Below are 20,382 nucleotides of genomic sequence, written 5' to 3'. Positions count from 1 at the left end.
CTCACTGGTCCCCTTTGAGGAAGATCGCCTGGACCGGGCAGACGTCCATGGCGTCCTCGATGTACTCCAGTTCGCCCGCGGGAAAGCCCTCGGTGTACTGGAGGATGCCCTCCTCGTCCATCTCGAACGTGTTCGGTGCGGCGATGGCGCACTGCCCGTGGTTCTCGCACAGGGTGCGGTCGACCCAGACCTTCATGCTCTGCTCCTCGTCTCGGGGGGCGCGTGCCGCCTCGCGGCTGCTGTCAACGTGTGTCGTGCTCATGGATCTGTTCCTCTGGGGGTGTCCGGTGCGTCGGGCTCAGGCCGTCTGCTGCCCGTCGGCCGTGGTGGCACGGCGGTCGAAGGCGATGGTCAGGCGGACGGGACCGGTGTTGCCGGAGTCCGGCATCCACTCGTCCCCGCCCGGCACCACGCTCAGGTTGGTCAGCCGGGTGGCCAGTGCCGGCAGGGCGGCCTGCATGTCGGAGCGGGCGACGAAGTGGCCCAGGCAGTGGTGCACGCCCCCACCGAACGCGTAGTGGGGCGCGTGTTCGGCCTCCAGGTCGATGCGCTCGGGGTTGGCGAACTTCTCCGGGTCGGTGCCCGAGGCGTAGGTGAACATGTGCACCGTGGTGCCCTGTTCGAAGACCAGCCCCTTGTGCTCGAAGGCCTCGGCCACCTCACGGGTCACCCAGCGGGTGGTGGGGTTGACGCGCAGGGACTCCTCGACGGCGGCCTTGGCCAGTTCCCGGGGCCGCTCGGCGAGCAGTTCCCACTGGTGCGGCTGACGGATGAAGGACTGCATCGCCAGCCCGAGCTGGTTCCGGGTCGTGTCCATGCCGCCGAAGATCAGCAGCACCAGCAGGTTGCGCAGTTCCGGGTCGGTCAGCCGGTCGCCCTCGCGGTTGGCCTCCACGAGCCGGGTGACGAAGTCGTCCTTCGGGTTCTGCTGGCGGTCCGAGATCAGGCGTTCCGCGTACTCCTGCAGCTCGACCAGGGCGGCATCGACCTCGTCGATCTCCTCCTTGATCGTCACGCCGAGGGCGGCCCCCACGGTGGAGGCCAGGCGGTTGATGGTCCCCCACTCGGATTCGTCGATCCCGAGCATGATGCACAGCACCCGCGTGGCGAAGGGGGCGGCGAAGCCCTCCACGAACTCGACCTGGCCGTCCTCGATCCAGCCGTCGATCAGCTCGTTGGCCAGCGACTCGAAGCGATCCCCGAGAGCGGCGATCTTGCGCGGGGAGAAGGCCGGGTTGGCCAGCCGGCGGATGCGGTGGTGGTCCTCCCCCTCCAGGACCAGCAGGTTGCGCTTCCACCAGTCGTGGAAGACGCCGCTGTGCACGCCGTTGTGCTCCGGCCAGGCCGCCGAGCCCTGGATCAGCTTCGGGCTCTTCATCAGCGACGAGACGTCCTCGTAGGACAGGACGGCCAGGCCGTAGTTGGTCCGGGCGTACCAGTTCGCGTCCCGGGCGTCGCGGACGGCCTCCGAGGCCATGGCGAAGTGCGGGTCCGACATGTCCAGGTACGGGACGTCGTGGGCGGTGGTGAGGGTCATGGGGTGGTCCTTTCGGGTGCCGGTCTCAGGACGGGTCGGGGGTCAGCGAATCGGGTGCCAACGCCTGCGCGCCGGCGTGGAGTCCGTCCCGGGGAGAATCGCGGTGCGGATAGGGATGGGGCGTGCCGCCGTCGATGCGGACCGCCATGTCGACGATCTCCTCCGTCGGCGAGATCGGTTCGGCGTAGTCCCGGCCGTCCGCCAGGCTGGCGGGCTCGTTGAGGTAGGGCCGGGCCGAGGTCATGTAGACCAGGCCCACGACCAGGACGACGATGGCGACCAGGGCCACCAGCCAGGCCTCGTACCAGACGGCACCGGGGATCGGCTGGACGAGGGTGAACATCGCGAACAGCTGATAGGCCAGGGCGACGCAGCCGACCACGATGCCCCAGAGACCCATCCGGAAGTGACCGCTGGGCTGCCAGCCCTTGAACCGGGCACGGAGGTAGGCGGCGACCACGGAGGCGAAGGCCAGGTAGATGCCGAGGGCGGCGAAGGACACGATGGCGAGGAGGGCATCCGCACTCAGCAGTGAGATCACCACGAACGCGGCCGGAAGGAGTCCGGCGGCCGCCAGCGAGTACGGCGGGACGGCGCGGCGCTCGCTGAACCGGCGCAGCAGCGCGGAACCCGGCAGCTGCCGGTCCCGGCCCATCGAGAACAGCAGTCTCGAGGCCGCTGCCTGCAGGGAGATGGTGCAGGAGAGGTAGGAGACCAGGACGACCACGAGCACGATCTTGAATCCCTGCGCGCCGAAGACACTGAGGAACAGCTCGCCGATGGGATCCGTGGCGGTGCCGTCCATCACGGCGCGGAAGTCCGGGATGGCGAGGATGAGGCCCAGCGCGATGAACATCGAGGCGATGCCGCCGATGTAGACGGTCATGCGCATGGCCTTGGGGATGACCCGGCCCGGGTCCACGACCTCCTCGGCGACGTCCCCGTTGGCCTCGAAGCCGTAGTACAGGTAGATGCCCATGATGGCCGCGCCGATGAAGGCCATCGCGAAGGGCGCGTCCCCCTGCAGGTCGGCCGGCCGGAAGTCGGTGAACAGCACGGACAGGTCGTGCTTGCGGGCGCCGATGAGCAGCCAGGCCCCGATCACGACGGTCGCGACGATCTCGGCGACGAAACCGAAGAACGCCACCTTGGACAGCAGCTTCGTGCCGCCGTAGTTGATGAGCGTGGCGATCACCAGGATGCCCAGGGCGAGCATGACGTTGGCCAGCGGGGACATCTCCACCTCGAGCAGGCTGCCGAGGAAGGGGCCCGCGCCGTAGGCGACCGAGGCGATCGTGGCACAGATGGCGACGGCGTAGACCCAGCCGCTCATCCATCCCCACTTGCGGCCCCAGAGCTTGCGGTTCCAGGGGTAGATACCACCGGCGATCGGGTACTGGGAGACCACCTCCCCGAAGACCATGGCGACCAGGAGCTGGCCGAAGCCGGCGATGACGAGCCACCAGAAGGCCGGTGCACCGGAGATCGCGATGGCCGCACCGATCGTGGTGTAGACACCCACGACGGGAGAGAGGTAGGTGAACCCGAGGGCCAGGTTGCCCCAGAAGCCCATTTCGCGCTTGAACTCGCTGCGGTACTCCTGGGGTTCGTCGGCGACCGGCAGTGTCGGTGCGGATCCTGCGGGAGAATGATCCATGTTCAGTCCTTTGCCTGGAGCCGTTGGACGGCTGAGACGGTGAAAAGCTGCAGGGCGCGGGGATTCGCGCTTCCCCGGATGACCTCGTCGACGGCGTACCCGCCGGTGGAGGTGCGTGGATTCAATAAACCAAAGGTGTGTTTCTACTAGAGGTCTGCGTGTTTCCTCCCGGTTAAGAGGTCACCGCCCACGTGTGGCGGGCAGTGTCCAAGAGGCCGGGAATCCCAGCAACGAGGCGGGTCTGAAGCGGTGTTTCCTCACAGCCTGTCCGGTTGCCGGGCGAAATGTGATGCGAGCCACATTCCGAACCATGGGGAAATACTAACAGTCTTAGATGTTTACGCAAGGGGTGATTTTTCTCCTCGACGGGACACCCTGAGTGCTACTGCGTATCCAACCGGGGCCACCGCCCCGGGAACGCCGAGGGGGTTGTGCCCGGCGCATGATGCGCCCGGCACAACCCCCTCGGTGGAGCCCGCAGGATGCGGGTCAGTCTGCCCTCGCCCCCGTCACCCGCCGCGGTCCTCTCGGAGGCGGCGGGTGACGGGGCGACGGGAACTCAGCGGCTGGCGCCGCGGAGCGCGGCCTCCAGGACCTCGAGGCCGTCCTGCAACAGCTGCTCGTCGATGACCAGGGGCGGCAGGAGGCGGATGACGTTGCCATAGGTGCCACAGGTCAGGATCAGCACGCCCTCGGCCAGGCAGGCGGCGGCCACGGCCTTCGTGGACTCGGGATCGGGGTCGGTGGTGCCGGGCTTCACCAGTTCGATCGCGAGCATCGCCCCGCGGCCCCGGACGTCACCGATCGGGCCCTGCGCACCGCCCAGTTCCTCCGCCAGTGCACTCAGCCGGCCGACGACGATCGCCTCGATGGCCCGCGCCCGGGCGGAGAGGTCCAGTTCTCGCATGGTCTCGAGGGTCGCCAGCGCGGCGGCGCAGGCCACCGGGTTGCCGCCGTAGGTGCCGCCGAGCCCGCCGGGGTGGACGGCGTCAAACAGCTCGGCCCGGCCGGTGACCGCGGAGAGCGGCATGCCGCCGGCGATGCCCTTGGCCATGGTGATCAGGTCGGGCACCACGCCCTCGTGCTCAGAGGCGAACCAGGCCCCGGTGCGGCAGAAGCCGGCCTGGACCTCGTCGGCGATGAAGACCACGCCGTTCTCCCGGGCCCAGGCCGCCAGCGTGGGCAGGAACCCCTCGGCGGGAACGATGAAACCGCCCTCGCCCTGGATCGGTTCGATGATGATCGCCGCGGTGGACTCCGCCCCGATCTGCTTCTCGATCTGAGTGATGGCCCGACGCGCCGCCTCCGGGCCGGTCAGTCCGGGGTTCTCCTCGCGGTACGGGTAGCTCATGGGCATCCGGTAGATCTCCGGGGCGAAGGGGCCGAAGTGCGTCTTGTAGGGCATGGTCTTGGCGGTCAGGCCCATGGTGAGGTTGGTGCGCCCGTGGTAGGCGTGGTCGAAGGCGACCACGGCCTGGCGACCGGTGGCCAGGCGGGCGATCTTCACGGCGTTCTCCACGGCCTCGGCCCCGGAGTTGAACAGGGCCGTCCGCTTGGCATGGTCCCCGGGGGTCAACCGCGCCAGTTCCTCGGCCACCCTGATGTAACCCTCGTACGGGGTCACCATGAAGCAGGTGTGGGTGAAGCGGCCGGCCTGTGCCCCCACGGCCGCCGCCACCGCCGGTGAGGACGCGCCGACGCTGGTCACCGCGATGCCCGAGCCGAGGTCGATGAAGGAATTGCCGTCCACGTCCCGGATCACGCCGCCGTCCACGTCCTCGGCGAAGACCGGCAGGCTCGAGACCAGGCCACGCGGCACCACGGCATCGCGCCGCTCCTGCAGCTCGCGCGAGCGGGGGCCGGGGACCTCGGTGAGCAGTTCGCGGCGCTGGGGCAGCCGCGCGTCGAAGGTCGGGAGGGAGGGGGAAACGGTCAGGGACATGACAACCGGCCTTTCATGATGTGACGGCGCCCCGCGGTGGGCAGGGCGGACTCCTGGGGCGAGCCTAGACAGTGATCACGTGACGTAGTGCACAATCTCTCGGGCGGTGGTGTGCACGTGGCATAGTCCCACCGCCCGTCAGGCTGGACGACCCGGGCCCGGCCGGGACCGAAGGCCCGGTCCCTCGGTCACGTGCAGCGCGATCCAGAGGTCGGCACGCAACTGGGGGTCCTCCAGGGACCGCTGGAGCGCGCGCTCGGCGGACTGCAGCTGGTGCAGGAGGGTGTTCCGATGGACACCGAGCTCCTCGGCCGCCTGGCGCCGGTTGCCGTTGTGGGCCAGGAAGACGCGCAGGGTCTCCAGCAGTCGCTGCCCGGTGGGACCCTGCGCGGTGAGCGGGTCCAGGAGCTCGCGGGCCCAGGCCCGGGCGGCCTCCGCCGGCAGCAGTCCGGCGATCCCTCCCGCGGCCAGGTCGTCCCAGGAACCGACGCGGTGCTGCGCGGCGGTGCGCTCCAGCACGTGGAGCGCCTGGGTGTGACTGGTGGCGGCGGCGTCGACGGTCACGCTGCCCCCGATCCCCGCCCGCAGGCCCGCGGTGGCCACCACCTGGTGCAGCACCGACAGGTCCTCGGGGGTGTCCTCCACCAGCACGGGGGCCTCCTCCTCCGAGTCGTCGCGCGGCACCGGGGTCCCCAGGAGCATCCGGTGACCGGTCCGGTCGGTATGGCCCTCGATCCGGCGGCCTGCCTCCCGGATGAGCTCGGGAGCCCCGCGCAGGACGCAGACGCGGATCCCGCGCGCCCCTCGGCCCCAGCCCTCGTCACCGGCCACCGAGAGCAGGGCGTCGCCGGCGCGGAGGTCACCGCCAAGCAGCAGTGCGACCGCACCGGCGCGGATCCGGCGGCGGGAGAGCTGCCGTTCCGCGGTCCGCTCGGCGTGCAGGGAGAGCAGGGCCACCGTGGTCGAGATGGTGCCCGACTGCGCCTGGTCGAGGGGGTGGGGCAGGACGACGACGAGGTATCCCTGGGGATCGCCGTGGACGCCCAGCGGGTGGATGACCACGGTGCCGTCCGGACCCGTCTCCCGGAGGGCTCCCCGCAGCCCGCCGTCGCGCAGGCGACCGATGAGCTGCGCGAGGGGGCGGTCGGTCGGCAGGGGCGGGATGGCGGGTGCGGAGCGCTCCTGGACGTCCCCGTCCGCGGTGCAGACGGCCGCCCACGCCCCGGGCAGCAGCGTGGCGAGGGTCCTGAGGACCTGGGTGGAGCCGTCGACGGCCGTGGCCGCCCGGGTCAGGGCGCGCTGATGGGCCAGGCTGGTCTCCAGTGCGGCGCGCTCCTCGGCCGCGCGCAGTTCCGCCACCGCCCGGATGACCTGCAGGAAGGTCGTCTTCTCCGGCACCGCGAAGAGCGTCAGTCCCGTGCCCCGGGCCGCCTCGATGAGGTCCTCGGGCACCTCCGGCCACGTCAGCCGCTGTCCCACCCCCATCCCGAGGGCGACGACGCCCCGGTCGTCGAGCCGCCGGACGTAACTGCTCCAGGACGGGCCGTCGGTGGGACTGGTGATCCCGGTGAACAGGACGATCTCCCCGCCGCTGAGGTACGGGGTGGGGTCCGTCAGCTCGGTCGTGGCGACCCAGGCCACCGCGCGGTTCATGACCCCCTCGACCAGGGTCTCCAGGCCCAGCTCCCCGAGGCGCAGCACCTTCTCGACGGTTATCAATGCCGCTTCCTCCCTGCTCGTCCTCGATCGTCCGGGCCCCCGGAGCCACGGGGGCGGTCACCGGTCGTCACGGTGACGACGGACCGTCCTGGCCCGATGCTAGTGCCCCCTCCAGTGGTCCTCCCCGCAGGTCCGCCGGTGCGTGTCCACCGGCCTTGCCCCGGCCCGGTGGCACGGGGGACGATGACCGCAGCAGGCCGCGACCACCCGCAGGTCATCCCCCGAACCCCGGAGGCCCCATGAGCCAGACGACCACCGACCCGGCGACGCCCACGGTCATGCCCGCCGCCTTCTTCGGCCACGGCAATCCCATGAACGCCCTGGAGACCAACCGCTACACCTCCGCGTGGAAGGCCTTCGGTGAGGCCGTGCCCACCCCGCGGGCCATCCTGGTGGTCAGCGCGCACTGGTACATCAACGCCACCGCGGTCACCGCCATGCCGGACCCGCGCACCATCCACGACTTCTACGGCTTCCCGCAGGAGCTCTTCGACGTCCAGTACCCCGCCCCCGGCCTGCCGGGGCTCGTCGAGGAGATCAGTGACACCGTCCACCCCACGTGGGTCGGCGCGGACGTGGACAGCTGGGGCATCGACCACGGCACCTGGTCCGTGCTCACCCACGCCTTCCCGGACGCCTCCATCCCCGTGGTCCAGATGAGCATCAACGCGGACAAGCCCCTGGACTACCACCTGCGGCTCGGGGCCGACCTGGCCCCGCTGCGCGAACAGGGCATCCTGATCATCACCAGCGGGAACATCGTGCACAACCTGCGCAGCATGGACTGGAGGCGCACCGACGACGGCTTCGACTGGGCGCACCGGTTCAACGAGGACGCCAAGGAACGCCTGCTGACCGATCCCACCGAGATGCCCACCCTGGACGCCCACGCGGACTGGAACCACGCGGTGCCCACCCCGGACCACTTCATCCCGTCCCTGTACCTGGCCGGGCTCGCGGGCGCCGCGGGCACAGGTGGCACCAGCGGCACCGGTGACACCGCGCAACCGGGCCTGGACGTGCTGGTGGACGGCTACTCCTACGGCTCGCTGTCCATGACGGCCTACACGCTGGGGCTGAACTGCCCGCCGTCGCCGGACGGCGGCGGCTCCTCCCAGCCGCCGGCCGACCTGCCACCGGACGGCTCGAACATCTGATGGACCCCGTCCCCGACGACGGCGCAGCCCCTGCCGCGGTCACCGCGCCGCCCAGCGGTACCCGCGCTCCGGACTTCTCCGTCAAGACCGCCCTCGAGGGTGAGCTCGTGCGCCTGGTGCCAGCCGTCCGCGAGCACGCCGCCACCCTGCACGGGCTGTTGTCCGATCCCGAGGTCGGGCGGCTCACCGGTTCGGTGCATTCCTCCGCCACCGGACCCGCGGCCGCCTCGCCGTGGAGCGTGGCACAGCTCGAGGAGGTTTACGATCGCTGGTCGCACGCGCGGGACCGCATCGTCTGGGCCATCCGGGAGCGGTCCTCCGGACGGATCGTCGGGGAGTCGGTGCTCAACGAGCTCGACGAGGACAACCTCTCCTGCGGTTTCCGGATCTGGATCTCCGGGGCCCGGGACCGCGGACTCGGCACCGAGGCGGTCCGGCTGACCCTCCGGCACGCCTTCGAGGCCCAGCACCTGCACCGGGTGGGCCTGGAGGTCTACGACTTCAACCCGCGGGCCCGGCACGTCTACGAGAAGGCCGGTTTCACCCACGAGGGCACGCTGCGCGAGGCCCTGCGGTTCGACGGGCAGTGGGTCGACTGCCACGTCATGGGGATGCTGTCCAGGGAGTGGTTCAGGTGAGCCGGAGGGTGGTCAGGCAGGTCGGGTCGTCGGCGCCGGTGGCGATGTCCGCCGTCGCGGTCCCGCCCTGCGCGCGGACCTCGATGGTCCCCTCGATGTTCGCCGGCAGCCAGAGGCCGACGAAGCCGTTGGCGTAGGTGGTGCGCTCCTCGTCCACCAGGACGGTGCCGTCCGCGCCGGTGACGGTCACGTGCACGGGGGTGTCCACGAGCTCGCCCTGGCAACCGGACAGGCTGTGGTGGAAGCAGTCGTGGGTGGTGGTCTCGTACGGCGCGACCGCCAGGTAGAACCGGTCCTGCGGCACGTCCAGGGCCGCCTGGCGGTCCTCGTCGGCCAGCACCACCTGGCCGGCGGTCACCGAGGCCGCGAGGCCCTTGTCCCGGTCCGCGTGCGTGGCGTCCAGCGCCTCCACGACCTCCTCCACGCTCCCGCCGTCGATGCCGTACTCGTCCAGCAGGGCCTCGGCCCCCGCGGGGTCCGTCGCCACACCGGGCGCGGCCGGCGCGGCCGCCGGGGAGGTGGCGGACGTGGTCCCGGGGCCGGCGTCGGGAGCCGAGCAGCCCGCCAGGAGCAGCAGTGCCGCGGCGGCCGCCAGGACCCGGGAGGTGGTACGCAACGAGGGAAGGGCAGCAGGCATACCCCTATTCTGCCCCCGGCCGAATCCTTTGGAGGCCTCCGGCGGGTGATGGAACAGTGGGCACCACGGCACGCACACCCCTGAGCGAAGGAGAACACCATGGCGAAGTACCTGATCATCGGCGGACACGGCAAGGTGGCCCTGCGCACCGCTCCCCTGCTGGCCCGGGAGGGCCACGAGGTCACCTCGGTCATCCGCAACCCCGACCACGCCGCGGACATCGAGGCGGCCGGCGCCACGCCGCTGGTGCTCGACGTCGAGACCGCCTCCCAGGACGAGCTCGCCCGGGCCTTCGCCGGGCACGATGGAATCGTCTGGGCCGCCGGGGCCGGCGGTGGCGATCCGGAGCGCACCTACGCGGTGGACCGGGACGCGGCCATCCGCTCGATGGATGCCGCCCAGCAGGCCGGCGTGACGCGGTACGTCATGGTGTCCTACCTCGGCGCCCGCCCGGACCACGGCATCCCGGAGGACGACTCCTTCTACCCGTACGCCACGGCCAAGGCGGCCGCCGACGAGCACCTGCGGAACTCGGCGCTGGACTGGACCATCCTCGGCCCCGGTGCCCTCACCACGGACGAGCCGACCGGGCGCATCCGACGGGCCACCGCCTCCACCGTCGGCGAGCTGCGGGACACCTCCCGTGGAAACGTCGCGGAGACCATCCGCGTGGCCCTGTCCACCGGGAACTCGATCGGCAAGCAGCTCGAGTACGTGGACGGCGAGGAGCCCGTCACCGCGGTCTTCGCCCAGGCGTGAGGCCCGCAGGCCCTCCACCGGAGACAACGGCCGCGCGCCGGTGACATCCTGAGGGACAACTCCCGTCCACCCGCCACAGTGGACCTCCCCGATCCAGGAGCACCCCCATGCCCCAGTTCATGATCTCCGTCTGGCATGCCCCCGGCACCCAGCTGCGGCCCCTCGGCCCCTATGACTCCGAGGAGGCCATGCACGCGGCGTTCCAGGCGGTCAGCGAGTTCAACGAGTTCCTCCAGGCCGAGGGGGCGTGGGTCTTCGCCTGCGGCCTGACGGCCCCCGAGGAGTCCTTCGTGGTGGCCGGGACCGAGGGCGCCGAGCCCACCGTGACGCCGGGTCCCCTTGCCGAGGCCTCGGAGCACCTGGGCGGACTGTGGGTCGTGGAGGTCGCGGTGGCGGAACAGGTCCACGACCTCGCGGCCCGGGCCTCCGCAGCCTGCGGCCAGCGGGTCGAGGTACGCCAGCTCCAGGGCTGAGCGCGCCCCCGCGCCTTCCGGTCCCGCTACCCGCCCGGTCGGAGCCCGGCCCTCGTGCTGCCGGTGCTCAGCCCCAGCCGCCCCACCAGGCCTCCAGGTCCGGGGACTCGCCCGTCGGCTCCCAGCCCAGTCCGGCCAGGTCCACCACGGTGGTCGGGGTCGGGTCCTCGGCCCCCCATCGCCGGCGGCGCCAGCGCGCCCGCGAACTGACCAGGGTGGCCACGACGCCGGCCGGCCCGGTGACCTCGATCCGGTCCCGGCCGGCCCGCTCGGCCGCCAGCAGCCGCTCCTGCACGGCGGCGGGATCCGGGCGCCCGGTTCCCCGCGCGGGACGGACCGGGCAGGTCACGGTGAGCAGCCAGTCCGGTTCCTCCCCCGCTCCCGGCTCCATCACCTCGCGCGCCACGGACACCCGGGGGTCCTGCACCAGGACCCCCGCCCCGTCCGGCACGCCCCCGACCAGCGTCAGCGAGGCGCCCGGGAAGGCCTGCAACAGCGCATCGGCACACAGCACGACGGCGGCCGCGCCCCCGTCGCCGCCCGCCTCATCGGACCCGTCCGCCCCCACGGTGCCGCGGGCGTCCGCACCGGCCCCGACGCGGCCGCCGGGCATCACCAGCACCAGGGCGAGGCGCGTCCGGCCCCGCAGGCCGAGCGACCAGCCGCGCGCGGTCGGCGCGGAGATCCGGCCGGCCAGCACGAGCGCCTCGCGGTTCTTTACCCGGCGGGCCGCGATCGGGTCCTCGCGGCCGGCGAAGTCCGGACCGGCGTGCCAGGCCACCGCGGCGGGTTCGTGGGCCAGCAGTGCCCCGGTGCGCCACAACCGGTGGGCGAACTCCCAGTCCTCCCCGCCGTAGCCGACGAAGGACGGATCGAAGCCACCGGCCTCGTCGTGGATCCGGCGGGAGACGGTGAGCACCGCGGAGATGACGAACCGGTAGGCGGTGGAGTCGGCGTCCAGCAGGTCGCGGGAGCCCGCGTAGGCCCGCTCGAGCCACTGCGGGTCCTCCAGCACGCGGTCCTGCGGCACGGGATCCCCCGGCTGCCAGCCGGTCTGGAGCAGTGCCGGGTCCAGGTGCCGGCGGCGTCCGACGACGACGGCCTCCGGCGAGCGCGACGGCAACCGGAGCGCCCGGCGCAGGTAGTCCCGGTCCGGGATCATGTCCCCGTCCAGGAAGGCCAGCACCTCCCCCTCGGCGACCGAGGCGCCCAGCGCGCGGGCCGCGGAGGCGCGGAAGCCGGCGTCGGGCTGGCGGACCACTTGCACGTCGAGCGGGAACCGGTCCGGCAGGCGCGGGGGCTCCGGCGAACCGTCGTCGGCGATCACCACCTGCACCCGGGAGGCGGGCAGGTCCTGCCGGGCCAGGGCGGCCAGCAGCAGGTCCAGTCCGGCCTGGTCCCGGTAGTACGGCACCACGACGGACACCTCCGGGATCCCCTCGTCCCCTTGCGCCGGGTCCCCGCCGGCGTCCGGCAGCAGGTCCCAGCGGTTGCCCGGGACCGGCGTCCGCGCGGGACGGTTCACGAGTGCACCCGCTGCCAGAAGGCGGCCAGGGCCCGGGCGCAGTCCTCGGGCCCGGGGGCCAGGGTGGTCCCGGGGTCCACCCAGGTCTGCTGCGGCCGTGCCGCGGCGTCCGCGATGCCCTCCGCGAGCGCCTCCACCAGGGACGAATCCGCGGTTCCGGGGTCCACGAGGTGCAGCGTGCCCGGACGGAGCCGTTCCATCTCCCGCGTGTACCGGGAGGCCGGCACCACGGGGCGCCGCCCCACGGACATCCAGGCCGCCAGGGATCCCGAGGCGGAGACGTTGTGGTGCGCGGCCACCGGGATGCCGGCCGATCTCAGGGCGGCGTCCAGGTCCTCCTCGGGAACGAAGCCCGTGACCCGGAACCCCACGCCGGCCGCCCGCGCGCGGTCCTGCAGCTCGTCCACGAGGCCCTCGTGGCCGCTCGAGACCGCACCGAGCGCGGTGACCCGGTGCGGGGCCGGCACGCCCCGGCGGTGCAGCAGCGCCAGGGCGTCCACGGCCTCGAGGTGTCCCTTGCCCGGATAGAGGAAGCCGAGCAGGACGACGTCCTCGCCCAGGCCCTCGAGGGGCCCGTTCACCGGTTCCCGGGGGCTGCTCGCCGTCGCCGTCCCGCGGCGGTCCTCCACCGGCAGCGGGATCACCGCCGTGACACCGGGCCAGTCCTGTCCGTCACCGGCCTCCAGCGCGGCCAGCAGGGCGAGCTCGTGCCGGCTGGAGACGACGGTGCCGGACGAGAACCGCGCCAGGGCCGCGTAGGCGACCGCCCGCCGGGCGAACCTGCCGGCACCCTCGGCCGGTTGTGGCACGTCGTGGAGGGTGAACGTGGTCCGGGCCGGCAGGCTGCCGGTCAGCGCGTCCGCGGCCTCGCTCGCGGTGGCCCCGAAGAGGGCATCGGTGACGTCGAGGTGGACGGGCCCGCCGTGGTCACCCCCGTGCGCGAACCAGTCCTTCAGCGCGGCGGCATCGGGCAGGCGGACCACAGGCACGTCCACGCCGATCCCGTGCAGGGCCTCCGCCATCGACAGGGCGTGCTGCACGACCCCGTGCCGTTCCGGCCCGACCACCACGTACGTCGGGGGTCGATGCGGCCGCCCGCCGTCCCGGCCCCCGGTCCGGTCCGGTGCCTCCGGCCCGCTCATGCTCCCAGCCCCAGGTCCGCCAGCAGCCGCCGGTGGCGTTCGACGCCGGCCCGCACCGCCTCGGGATTCTCCCGGTACCAGTCCAGGTGGGCCGAGCGCACGAGCGCGTCGCTCACCTCGTCCCCGTGGATCGTCCAGCCGGACCGCGACGGTCCCGTCACCTCCAGGGCCGCCAGGACCTGTGGTTCCAGCGGAGCCAGGACGTCGCCCAGCAGGGTCCTGGCGGGCACGGTGACGGCGGGGTCGGCGCCCAGGTCCGCCCGCACCGCGGAGGCCAGCAGGGCGAGCACCTCGTTGGCGGGATGGTTGATGGTGTGGAAGGCCGGCACCGCCAGTCCCGCGATCCGGTCGGCCACCGACAGGGTCGCGTGGGCCCGTTCGCGCTCGCGCAACCGGTCGAGGGACGCCTGCGCCAGTCCTCGGATCCGTTCCGGGGCCAGGGGCAGGCGGACCGGCGCCGGCTCCTCGGGGGCACGCGAGCCGCCGTCGAGCTCGGCGGCCGCCTCGGCAAGGGTCCGCAGGTCGTGGTACGGCACCACGGGCGGGTCCTCGTCCGGCCGGTCGGGGTGCCGGATGGTGACCATCCAGGGGAAGAGGGAGCTGTCATAGAGGGCCGGGATCCGCACCGTCGTGGCCGCGTCCGGCAGGTGCTCCGCGAGCTGGCCGGTGCCCAGGGGCAGACCCCGGTAGTCCTCCCGCACGGGCTGGGCCACCAGCACGGAGGTCCTGGACAGCACGCGGTGCAGGCGCGGCAGGTCCTGTGCGGTGAGCTCGAACACCGGCGGGATCCGCACGCTCGGTGGCACCGCCGAGGACGTGGGGCCGGAGGAGATGAGCTGCCGCAGCGCCTCGGACTGGCAGTTGCCCAGGACCACGAGGACCTCCGGCCCGGGCAGTTCCCGCACGCCGTAGAACTCGGCGTAGTGTTCCGCCCGCCCGGCGTCCGCCGGGACCTGGTCTTCCCCCATGGCTTCCCCTCACCGGCCGTCCCGGCCCTCCCCGGTGCGGCACGCGGGTGCCGTCCGGTCGGCCGGCCCGTGCCGCCGTCGTCGTGATCCTCCAACAGTATGCTGGTGATCCGTGCCCTGTCGGCCCGGGCAGGACCGCGAGAGGAGACGGGTGGCACCCAGCGATCACTACACGGTGCAGATGGTGCCGTCCGACCACCCCTACTGCCGTCACGTGCTGCCGCCCGACCGCCCGCCCGTCTACGCCCTCCGTCCCGACCCGCCCGTCCCCGGAGCCCCGGCCGGCCAGTGGTGGCCGCCCCGCGCGCTGGACGCCGACTGGCTCCGCGAGAACGTGCCGGACGTCCTGCACGTGCACTTCGGCTTCGACTCCTACACCCCGGAGCAGTTGCAGCAGGTGGTCTACGTGCTGCGCGCGGCCGGCTCCGCCCTGGTGGTCACGGTGCACGACCTGCACAACCCCCACTTCACCGACCGCTCCCGGCACCTGGCCCAGCTGGACGTCCTCATCCCGGCGGCCGACGAGGTCCTCACGCTGACCCGTCCGGCGGCCGCGGAGATCCTGGCGCGCTGGGACCGGGCGGCCACCGTGGTGCCCCATCCGCACATCGTGCCCCTGGACCGGATTCCCGCCCGGGCCGCCGACCGCCCCGGACGCCGACGCGCCCGGTGGGCCGGCCCCGGGTCCGCGGCCGCGGACCGGGAGATCGTGATCGGGGTGAACGCCAAGGACCTGCGGGCCAACGTCGATCCCTTCTCGGCCCTGCCCGGTGTGGCCGGGGCCGTGCGCCGGCTGCGGGGGCGCGGGGTGGCGGCCCGCGTGCGCGTGGACGTCCGCGAGGACCCCCAGGACGCCGAGGCTCTGGGGCGGTTGCGGGCCGAGTGCGCCGCGTACGGCTTCGACCTCTGGGAGCACGGCCGGCTCGGGGACGACGCACTGCACGCCGACCTGCGCTCCCTGGACGTGACCGTGCTGCCCTACGCCTTCGGCACCCACTCGGGCTGGCTGGAGATGTGCCGGGACCTCGGCGTGCCGGTGGCCGTACCGGACCTCGGGTGCTTCGCCGGCCAGGCCACCTCCCCCGCGATCGAGACCTTCGCCCCCGGCGATGCCGCCGCCCTGGCCGATGCCGTGCTGGCCCTGCTCGACCGCCGCGACGCGATCCGGCCGGCCGACCGATCGGCGCGGCGGGCCCAGCGCGAGGCGGTGGCCGCCGAGCACGAACGCCTCTATGCCCGCGCCCTGGCCGCGGCCAGGTCACGGCAGACCGTGGGCGCCTGATGGCGGGCCCGACGACGACCACCTCCGTCCTGGTGATCACCGGCGGCCGGGACGAGCACCTGGCCCGCGTGATCGCCGGGCTGGAACGCGCCACCCCGCGCCCGGACGAGGTCGTGGTCGTGTTCATGAACCAGCCCGACGGCGTGGTGCCGGCCACGGACCTGCCGGTGGTGACCTCGCACGTGGACGCCCCCGGCACGCTCCCGCTGGCCGCGGCCCGCAACCGGGCGGCCCGGTTGGCCGGTGGTGAGGTCCTGGTGTTCCTGGACGTGGACTGCATCCCGTCCGCCGCCGCCGTCGGAACCCTGACAGAGACGGTCCGGGCCCATCCGGGAACGCTCGTCATGGGCACCCCGCGCTACCTGGTCCCCGAGTGGGTGCAGGAGTCTGGCGCCGCCACCGGGCTTCCCGACGACGACCGGTTGCGCGAGCTCTCCGTGTCCCACCCGGCACGGGCGCACCTGGGCGAGGGACCGACGGACGACTGGCACCTGGTGTGGACACTCGTCCTGGCGGTGCGCTCGGCGGACCTCGACCGGCTCGGCGGCTTCGACGAGGCCTTCAGCGGTTACGGCGCCGAGGACACCGACATCGCGTTCCGCGCCCGCGACGCCGGCCTGGCCCTGCGGTCCTCCCGGGCCACCGTGTTCCACCAGCACCACGGCGTCCACCGGCCCCCGCTGCACCACTTCGCCGACATCCTCGTCAATGCCCGCCGGTTCCTTCAGGTCCACGGCAGCTGGCCGATGGAGGGCTGGCTCGGACAGTTCCGCGACCTCGGGCTGGTCGACTGGGACCCCGAGGGCGACCGACTGGCCGTGCTGCGGACGCCCACGGACGCGGAGGTCGAGGCAACGCGGCAACCGGCCGCGGCCTTCTGACTCGGGCTCCTTGTCTTCAAGCACTTGAAGTTCCTATCGTTGACGGGGTGAGCGCACCCGGCATCAGGCACACGTACTCGATCAGGGAAGCGGCGGCGCTGACGGGACTGCCGGCCAGCACGTTGCGCTACTACGAGTCCATCGGAGTGATCTCCCCGATCGGCCGGGGTGCCAGCAGCAAGCACCGCGTCTACACCGAGGAGGACCTGGACCTGCTCACCTGGGTGTCATGCCTGAGTGCGACGGGCATGTCGGTGGCGGACATGCGCCGCTACCTGGCCAACGGCCGGCTCGGGCCGGCTGCGGCACCCGAGCAGATCGCCTTGCTGCAGGCGCAGCGGGAGCGGTTGGAGGCCGAGGCACGAGCCGTCGCCCTCCGGAGCCGGTACGTCGGAGTGAAGATCGAGTACTGGCAGGCCATCCAGGCCGGTGACCGGTCCAGGGCCGAGCGGCTCCTGGACGAGGCGCGCGCGTTGGCCGACGACCTCAAGAAGCCCGGGAGGGGCTAGACACCACGACCCTCAGTCCGCGGATCCCGGGGTCCGCTGATTCCACCTGCCCACCCGGCCGACCCGCCGAGACCATCGCCTGGCCACCCCCGGGCACCACACGAACCCCACAAGGAGAAACCCATGACCACCACCGCCCTTGCGTACGCCGCCCCCGCCGCGGCCGCGGACCTCGTCCCCACCACCATCGAACGCCGCGCCGTCGGTGCCCATGACGTGCTGATCGATATCAAGTACGCCGGGATCTGCCATTCCGACATCCACACGGTGCGCGGCGAATGGGGACCGCAGTCCTACCCCCTGGTCCCGGGCCACGAGATCGCCGGCATCGTCACGGAGGTCGGACCCGAGGTGACCAGGCACGCCGTCGGCGACCGGGTCGGGGTGGGCTGCATGGTCAATTCCTGCGGACGGTGCACGAACTGCACGGCCGGTGATGAGCAGTACTGCCTCGACGGCATGGTGGGCACCTATGGTGTCACCGACCGCGACGGGACCATCACCCAGGGTGGGTACTCCTCCCACATCGTCGTCACCGAGGACTTCGTGCTGGGGATCCCGGAGGGCATCGAGCTCGATGTCGCGGCCCCACTGCTCTGTGCCGGGATCACCACGTTCTCGCCCCTGCACCGCTGGGGCGCTGGTCCCGGCAAGAAGGTCGCCGTCGTCGGGCTCGGCGGCCTCGGGCACATGGCCGTCAAGATCGCGCACGCGATGGGCGCCGAGGTCACCGTCCTGTCCCAGTCGCTCAGGAAGCAGGAGGACGGGCTGCGCCTGGGTGCGGACCACTACCACGCGACCAGCGACGAGGAGACGTTCACGGATCTGGCCGGTTCGTTCGACCTGATCATCAACACCGTCAGCGCCCCGATCGACGTCAGTGCCCACCTGGGCCTGCTGACCGTGGGCGGGACCATGGTCAACGTCGGGGCCCCGGCCGAGCCGCTGCCGGTGAACGCGGGGGCGCTCATCGGCGGCCGGCGTTCCTTCGCCGGATCGATGATCGGGGGCATCGCCGAGACCCAGCAGATGCTCGACTTCTGCGCCGAGCACGGCATCGGCGCCGAGATCGAGGTCATCTCCGCCGACCAGGTCAACGAGGCCTACGACCGTGTCCTCGCCTCGGACGTGCGGTACCGCTTCGTCATCGACACGGCCACCCTCAGCTAGCCGCCGGTGGGGTGTGGCGGGCTCCCGGCCGCCGCACCCCCGTGGCCGCGCGTGTCAGCCGAGGACCTGCCCCACCGCGGCCTCCCAGCGGTGCCGGTACTCCCCCGGTTCCGTGAGGACCTCCGCCGCCAGCCGGTCCGCCGAGGCCGGGTCCCGCAGGGCCGTCTCCACGGCGCCGACCCAGTCCGCGGACTCGTCCCCCCACCGGCACCAGGGCACCCCGGCCGCGGCCTGGGCGGCGGCGGCGAAGTGGTCCTGCTCGTCGAAGGGGCGCTCCTCCGGGGCCAGCACCACGGGCCGGGCCGATCCCGTCGCGTCGGCCACGGCGCTGTACCCGGCTGAGACCACCGCCAGGTCCGCCGCGCGCATCCGGCCGGCGACGTCGTCGGTCCAGCCGTGCAGCACCATGTTCGGCGGCACGGCGCCGTCCGCGCCGCGCACCGGCCCGTAGACGTGCCAACGGGCGCCGGGCACCTGGCCCGCGGCACGCGCGAGGTCGGCCAGCCGGACCCCACCGCCTCCGGTGCCGGTCACCACGGCGATCTCCGGCCTCGTGGTCCGGGCGGCCGAGGGGGCACCGGCGCGCGGGCCGGCCCGCCGGCCGAGCCGGCCGGAGGTGTCCGGGGCACCGAGGAACGTGGTCTTCGCCCCGAACCGCCGGCGCCAGCCCGGCTCCTCCAGTCCGGCGCCGTAGTGCGCGATCAGGTGGTCTGACTCGGCGTAGACGAGCTCGTGGCCCGGGTCCGTCCGGTCTCCGTGCATGCGCCGGTGGATCACCGGGTAGCCGGCCAGGCGCAGGAACAGGGCGGTCTCCACGGACACGTCCACCACCGCGACGTCCGGCCGCACCGTGCGGGCCGCCTCGAGCAGGGCGGCGAACCGGTCCCGGATGACCGGACCGGTGGGGGTGTAGTGCAGCCGGGATCCGGACGGCTGGCGATGCCCGGGCACGACGTCGGAGGGCAGCATCCGCAGCCCGGTGGCGGCCGGCAGCACCTCGGCGGCGCGGGCCGCGGAGGTGGCCACGGTCAGGTCGAAGGCCCCGGTCCCGGCGGCGCGGGCGGCGTGGTGGAGGTGGCCGAGGCCGTGGTCGTGGGCGTAGTAGAGGACCCGGGGGCGGGACGGGGAGGTGCTCACGAGCAGACCGGTTTCATGCGGGGACAGGGCTCATGCGGGGACCGGGCTCACTGCACCGTCTGGACGGACTGCAGGGCCGGCGAGCCGTCGTCGTCGGGGCCGGTCGGCGGGGCATCGATCGAGTCCCGCACCTGCGCGGTCAGCTGGTCCCCGTAGGGGGTCCAGCCGGGACTGAGGGCCGGCAGGGTGCCGGCACGCTCGGCGGCCTCGTGCAGGAAGCCGAGGTAGGACGCCACCATCCGGTCGGCGCTGAACCGGCGGGACCAGCGGTGCACGAGCCCCCGGTCCCTGGTACGCGCCACCCGGGCCGCGTCCGCGAGCGCCTCCGCCGAGTGGTGCATGGCCAGGTCCCCGGCCCGGGGACCCACGATCTCCCCGAGGGCACCCGTCAGGAAGGCGGCCACCGGCGTGCCCATCGCCATGGCCTCGACCGTGGCCAGGCCGAACGGCTCGGCCCACAGGGGGCTGGCGAGGTAGACCTCCCCGGAGGCCAGCAGGTCCGGCAGCTGACCGTGGCCCAGGTGCCCGCGGTAGACGGTGTCCTCGCCCAGCAACGGCTCCACGGCGTCGCGGTAGTAGTCCCGGTCGGAGATCGGGCCGGCGAAGTGCAGCTCGAGCCCGGCGATCCGGGCCGCCTCGATGGCCAGGTGCAGGCCCTTCTCCCCCGTGATCCGCCCGGACCAGACGGCCCGTCCCGGCACGGGCCGGACGGTGCTGTGCCACCGGGAGTGCTCGATGCCGTTGGCGACCACCGCGATCCGCGGCAGCCGGTGGTTCCAGGCCAGCGCGTTGGCCGCCGAGACGGACAGCCAGCGATGGTTCGGCGGGGGTGTCCAGGCGGGGTCGTCGAGGACGGCGAGGACCTCGGTGAGCGTGGCGGGGGTGTGCAGCACGGTGACCATCGGGGCCTCGCGCAACTCGAGCAGGGGCACCGGGGACAGCGAGTTGTTCAGCACCACGTGGAAGTCTCCGTCGCGGACCTGCCGGCAGGCCTCGGACATGGCGGCGACCAGGACCGCGCGGCGGCGCACCACGTCCTGTTCCGTGCGTACCGTGGGATCGAAGTCCTCCGCGACCAGCGGCACCACGGTGCCGGCCGTGCGGGTGCCCTCCTTGGCGAAGACCGTCACCTCGTGGCCGAGCCGGACGAGGTGGTCCACGGTCAGGTCCGTGTGCATCTCCAGGCCGCCGGCGTACGGCGGCCGGATCGCGTAGTGCATGTGCGCCAGGACGGCGATCCTCACAGGGC

General features: G+C 72.9%; 19 protein-coding genes. 8 read left to right on the top strand and 11 right to left on the bottom strand.

All coding sequences use genetic code 11. The annotated features are described in order from the left end of the window. Nucleotide 1: 1 nt before the first annotated feature. The 5 genes from Q0283_RS05190 to Q0283_RS05170 form a co-directional block, all read right to left on the bottom strand. A complete protein-coding gene (locus Q0283_RS05190; RefSeq protein WP_255459755.1) occupies nucleotides 2–262 on the bottom strand; it encodes a ferredoxin in 261 nt (86 codons plus the stop codon). Nucleotides 263–298: 36 nt separating this feature from the next. Next, the gene (locus Q0283_RS05185) at nucleotides 299–1,537 is read right to left on the bottom strand and encodes a cytochrome P450 (protein WP_183529742.1); all 1,239 of its coding nucleotides are present in this window, start codon (nucleotides 1,535–1,537) and stop codon (nucleotides 299–301) included. 25 nt (nucleotides 1,538–1,562) lie between these two features. Further along, nucleotides 1,563–3,194, bottom strand: coding sequence for an APC family permease (locus tag Q0283_RS05180; RefSeq protein ID WP_183529744.1), 1,632 nt, complete (start codon nucleotides 3,192–3,194; stop codon nucleotides 1,563–1,565). Nucleotides 3,195–3,753: 559 nt separating this feature from the next. After that, the gene (gabT, locus tag Q0283_RS05175; protein WP_183529745.1) at nucleotides 3,754–5,136 is read right to left on the bottom strand and encodes a 4-aminobutyrate--2-oxoglutarate transaminase; all 1,383 of its coding nucleotides are present in this window, start codon (nucleotides 5,134–5,136) and stop codon (nucleotides 3,754–3,756) included. Nucleotides 5,137–5,274: 138 nt separating this feature from the next. After that, nucleotides 5,275–6,855 carry a PucR family transcriptional regulator gene (locus Q0283_RS05170; protein WP_183529747.1) on the bottom strand — a complete coding sequence of 527 codons (1,581 nt, stop codon included), beginning with the start codon at nucleotides 6,853–6,855 and terminating at the stop codon, nucleotides 5,275–5,277. A gap of 239 nt (nucleotides 6,856–7,094) precedes the next feature. Here Q0283_RS05170 and ygiD point away from each other — a divergent pair, with 239 nt between their 5' ends. Together ygiD and Q0283_RS05160 are read left to right on the top strand one after the other, a co-directional pair. After that, nucleotides 7,095–8,012, top strand: coding sequence for a 4,5-DOPA dioxygenase extradiol (ygiD, locus tag Q0283_RS05165; protein ID WP_221243825.1), 918 nt, complete (start codon nucleotides 7,095–7,097; stop codon nucleotides 8,010–8,012). Continuing rightward, a complete protein-coding gene (locus Q0283_RS05160) occupies nucleotides 8,012–8,650 on the top strand; it encodes a GNAT family N-acetyltransferase (protein WP_183529749.1) in 639 nt (212 codons plus the stop codon). The genes ygiD and Q0283_RS05160 overlap by 1 nt, the downstream gene beginning before the upstream one ends. Here the strand turns inward: Q0283_RS05160 and Q0283_RS05155 are convergent. Further along, nucleotides 8,643–9,287, bottom strand: coding sequence for a CueP family metal-binding protein (locus Q0283_RS05155; protein ID WP_183529751.1), 645 nt, complete (start codon nucleotides 9,285–9,287; stop codon nucleotides 8,643–8,645). The two genes, Q0283_RS05160 and Q0283_RS05155, sit on opposite strands and share 8 nt — an antisense overlap. A gap of 99 nt (nucleotides 9,288–9,386) precedes the next feature. Here Q0283_RS05155 and Q0283_RS05150 point away from each other — a divergent pair, with 99 nt between their 5' ends. Continuing rightward, entirely contained in the window at nucleotides 9,387–10,046 is a 660-nt protein-coding gene (locus Q0283_RS05150; protein WP_183529753.1) for an SDR family oxidoreductase, read from the top strand. 107 nt (nucleotides 10,047–10,153) lie between these two features. Next, complete coding sequence (locus Q0283_RS05145) at nucleotides 10,154–10,519, top strand: YciI family protein (RefSeq protein ID WP_183529755.1); 366 nt, start codon at nucleotides 10,154–10,156, stop codon at nucleotides 10,517–10,519. A 67-nt stretch (nucleotides 10,520–10,586) separates the two neighbouring features. Here Q0283_RS05145 and Q0283_RS05140 read toward each other — a convergent pair whose 3' ends face one another. From Q0283_RS05140 to Q0283_RS05130, 3 genes are read right to left on the bottom strand one after another with little or no spacing between them, the layout of a single operon-like run. Next, nucleotides 10,587–12,044 (bottom strand): glycosyltransferase, encoded by a 1,458-nt coding sequence (locus Q0283_RS05140; RefSeq protein ID WP_298043470.1) that lies wholly within the window; start codon nucleotides 12,042–12,044, stop codon nucleotides 10,587–10,589. Beyond that, complete coding sequence (locus Q0283_RS05135) at nucleotides 12,041–13,186, bottom strand: hypothetical protein (protein ID WP_255459756.1); 1,146 nt, start codon at nucleotides 13,184–13,186, stop codon at nucleotides 12,041–12,043. Before Q0283_RS05135 ends, Q0283_RS05140 begins: the two co-directional genes overlap by 4 nt. Then, complete coding sequence (locus Q0283_RS05130) at nucleotides 13,183–14,154, bottom strand: WcbI family polysaccharide biosynthesis putative acetyltransferase (protein ID WP_183529757.1); 972 nt, start codon at nucleotides 14,152–14,154, stop codon at nucleotides 13,183–13,185. The genes Q0283_RS05135 and Q0283_RS05130 overlap by 4 nt, the downstream gene beginning before the upstream one ends. A gap of 151 nt (nucleotides 14,155–14,305) precedes the next feature. Here Q0283_RS05130 and Q0283_RS05125 point away from each other — a divergent pair, with 151 nt between their 5' ends. From Q0283_RS05125 to Q0283_RS05110, 4 genes are all read left to right on the top strand, one after another. Beyond that, nucleotides 14,306–15,436 (top strand): glycosyltransferase family 1 protein, encoded by a 1,131-nt coding sequence (locus Q0283_RS05125; protein WP_255459757.1) that lies wholly within the window; start codon nucleotides 14,306–14,308, stop codon nucleotides 15,434–15,436. Then, nucleotides 15,436–16,317 (top strand): glycosyltransferase family 2 protein, encoded by an 882-nt coding sequence (locus Q0283_RS05120; RefSeq protein WP_255459758.1) that lies wholly within the window; start codon nucleotides 15,436–15,438, stop codon nucleotides 16,315–16,317. Before Q0283_RS05125 ends, Q0283_RS05120 begins: the two co-directional genes overlap by 1 nt. 47 nt (nucleotides 16,318–16,364) lie before the next feature. Continuing rightward, the gene (locus Q0283_RS05115; protein ID WP_183529759.1) at nucleotides 16,365–16,826 is read left to right on the top strand and encodes a MerR family transcriptional regulator; all 462 of its coding nucleotides are present in this window, start codon (nucleotides 16,365–16,367) and stop codon (nucleotides 16,824–16,826) included. 123 nt (nucleotides 16,827–16,949) lie between these two features. Then, complete coding sequence (locus Q0283_RS05110; RefSeq protein ID WP_298043465.1) at nucleotides 16,950–17,996, top strand: NAD(P)-dependent alcohol dehydrogenase; 1,047 nt, start codon at nucleotides 16,950–16,952, stop codon at nucleotides 17,994–17,996. 54 nt (nucleotides 17,997–18,050) lie between these two features. Here the strand turns inward: Q0283_RS05110 and Q0283_RS05105 are convergent, their stop codons facing one another. Both Q0283_RS05105 and Q0283_RS05100 read right to left on the bottom strand, forming a co-directional pair. Further along, nucleotides 18,051–19,133, bottom strand: a complete 1,083-nt coding sequence (locus Q0283_RS05105; RefSeq protein ID WP_183529763.1) for a glycosyl transferase — start codon at nucleotides 19,131–19,133, stop codon at nucleotides 18,051–18,053. Between the two features lie 47 nt (nucleotides 19,134–19,180). Further along, nucleotides 19,181–20,377: a glycosyltransferase gene (locus Q0283_RS05100; RefSeq protein WP_183529765.1), complete on the bottom strand. Its 1,197-nt coding sequence runs from the start codon at nucleotides 20,375–20,377 to the stop codon at nucleotides 19,181–19,183. Between the last annotated feature and the right edge of the window lie 5 nt (nucleotides 20,378–20,382).

The sequence above is a fragment of the uncultured Citricoccus sp. genome (assembly GCF_937871995.1).
GTDB lineage: Bacteria > Actinomycetota > Actinomycetes > Actinomycetales > Micrococcaceae > Citricoccus.
This window is presented reverse-complemented; position numbering and strand designations above follow the sequence as displayed.

Excerpts from the sequence above, each read along its gene's own strand:
- Q0283_RS05185 (WP_183529742.1), bottom strand. The coding sequence starts at position 1,537 with ATGACCCTCACCACCGCCCACGACGTCCCGTACCTGGACATGTCGGAC.
- Q0283_RS05155 (WP_183529751.1), bottom strand. The coding sequence starts at position 9,287 with ATGCCTGCTGCCCTTCCCTCGTTGCGTACCACCTCCCGGGTCCTGGCG.
- Q0283_RS05110 (WP_298043465.1), top strand. The coding sequence starts at position 16,950 with ATGACCACCACCGCCCTTGCGTACGCCGCCCCCGCCGCGGCCGCGGAC.
- Q0283_RS05145 (WP_183529755.1), top strand. The coding sequence starts at position 10,154 with ATGCCCCAGTTCATGATCTCCGTCTGGCATGCCCCCGGCACCCAGCTG.
- Q0283_RS05190 (WP_255459755.1), bottom strand. The coding sequence starts at position 262 with ATGAGCACGACACACGTTGACAGCAGCCGCGAGGCGGCACGCGCCCCC.
- ygiD (WP_221243825.1), top strand. The coding sequence starts at position 7,095 with ATGAGCCAGACGACCACCGACCCGGCGACGCCCACGGTCATGCCCGCC.
- Q0283_RS05120 (WP_255459758.1), top strand. The coding sequence starts at position 15,436 with ATGGCGGGCCCGACGACGACCACCTCCGTCCTGGTGATCACCGGCGGC.
- Q0283_RS05150 (WP_183529753.1), top strand. The coding sequence starts at position 9,387 with ATGGCGAAGTACCTGATCATCGGCGGACACGGCAAGGTGGCCCTGCGC.
- Q0283_RS05160 (WP_183529749.1), top strand. The coding sequence starts at position 8,012 with ATGGACCCCGTCCCCGACGACGGCGCAGCCCCTGCCGCGGTCACCGCG.
- Q0283_RS05130 (WP_183529757.1), bottom strand. The coding sequence starts at position 14,154 with ATGGGGGAAGACCAGGTCCCGGCGGACGCCGGGCGGGCGGAACACTAC.
- gabT (WP_183529745.1), bottom strand. The coding sequence starts at position 5,136 with ATGTCCCTGACCGTTTCCCCCTCCCTCCCGACCTTCGACGCGCGGCTG.
- Q0283_RS05135 (WP_255459756.1), bottom strand. The coding sequence starts at position 13,186 with ATGAGCGGGCCGGAGGCACCGGACCGGACCGGGGGCCGGGACGGCGGG.
- Q0283_RS05180 (WP_183529744.1), bottom strand. The coding sequence starts at position 3,194 with ATGGATCATTCTCCCGCAGGATCCGCACCGACACTGCCGGTCGCCGAC.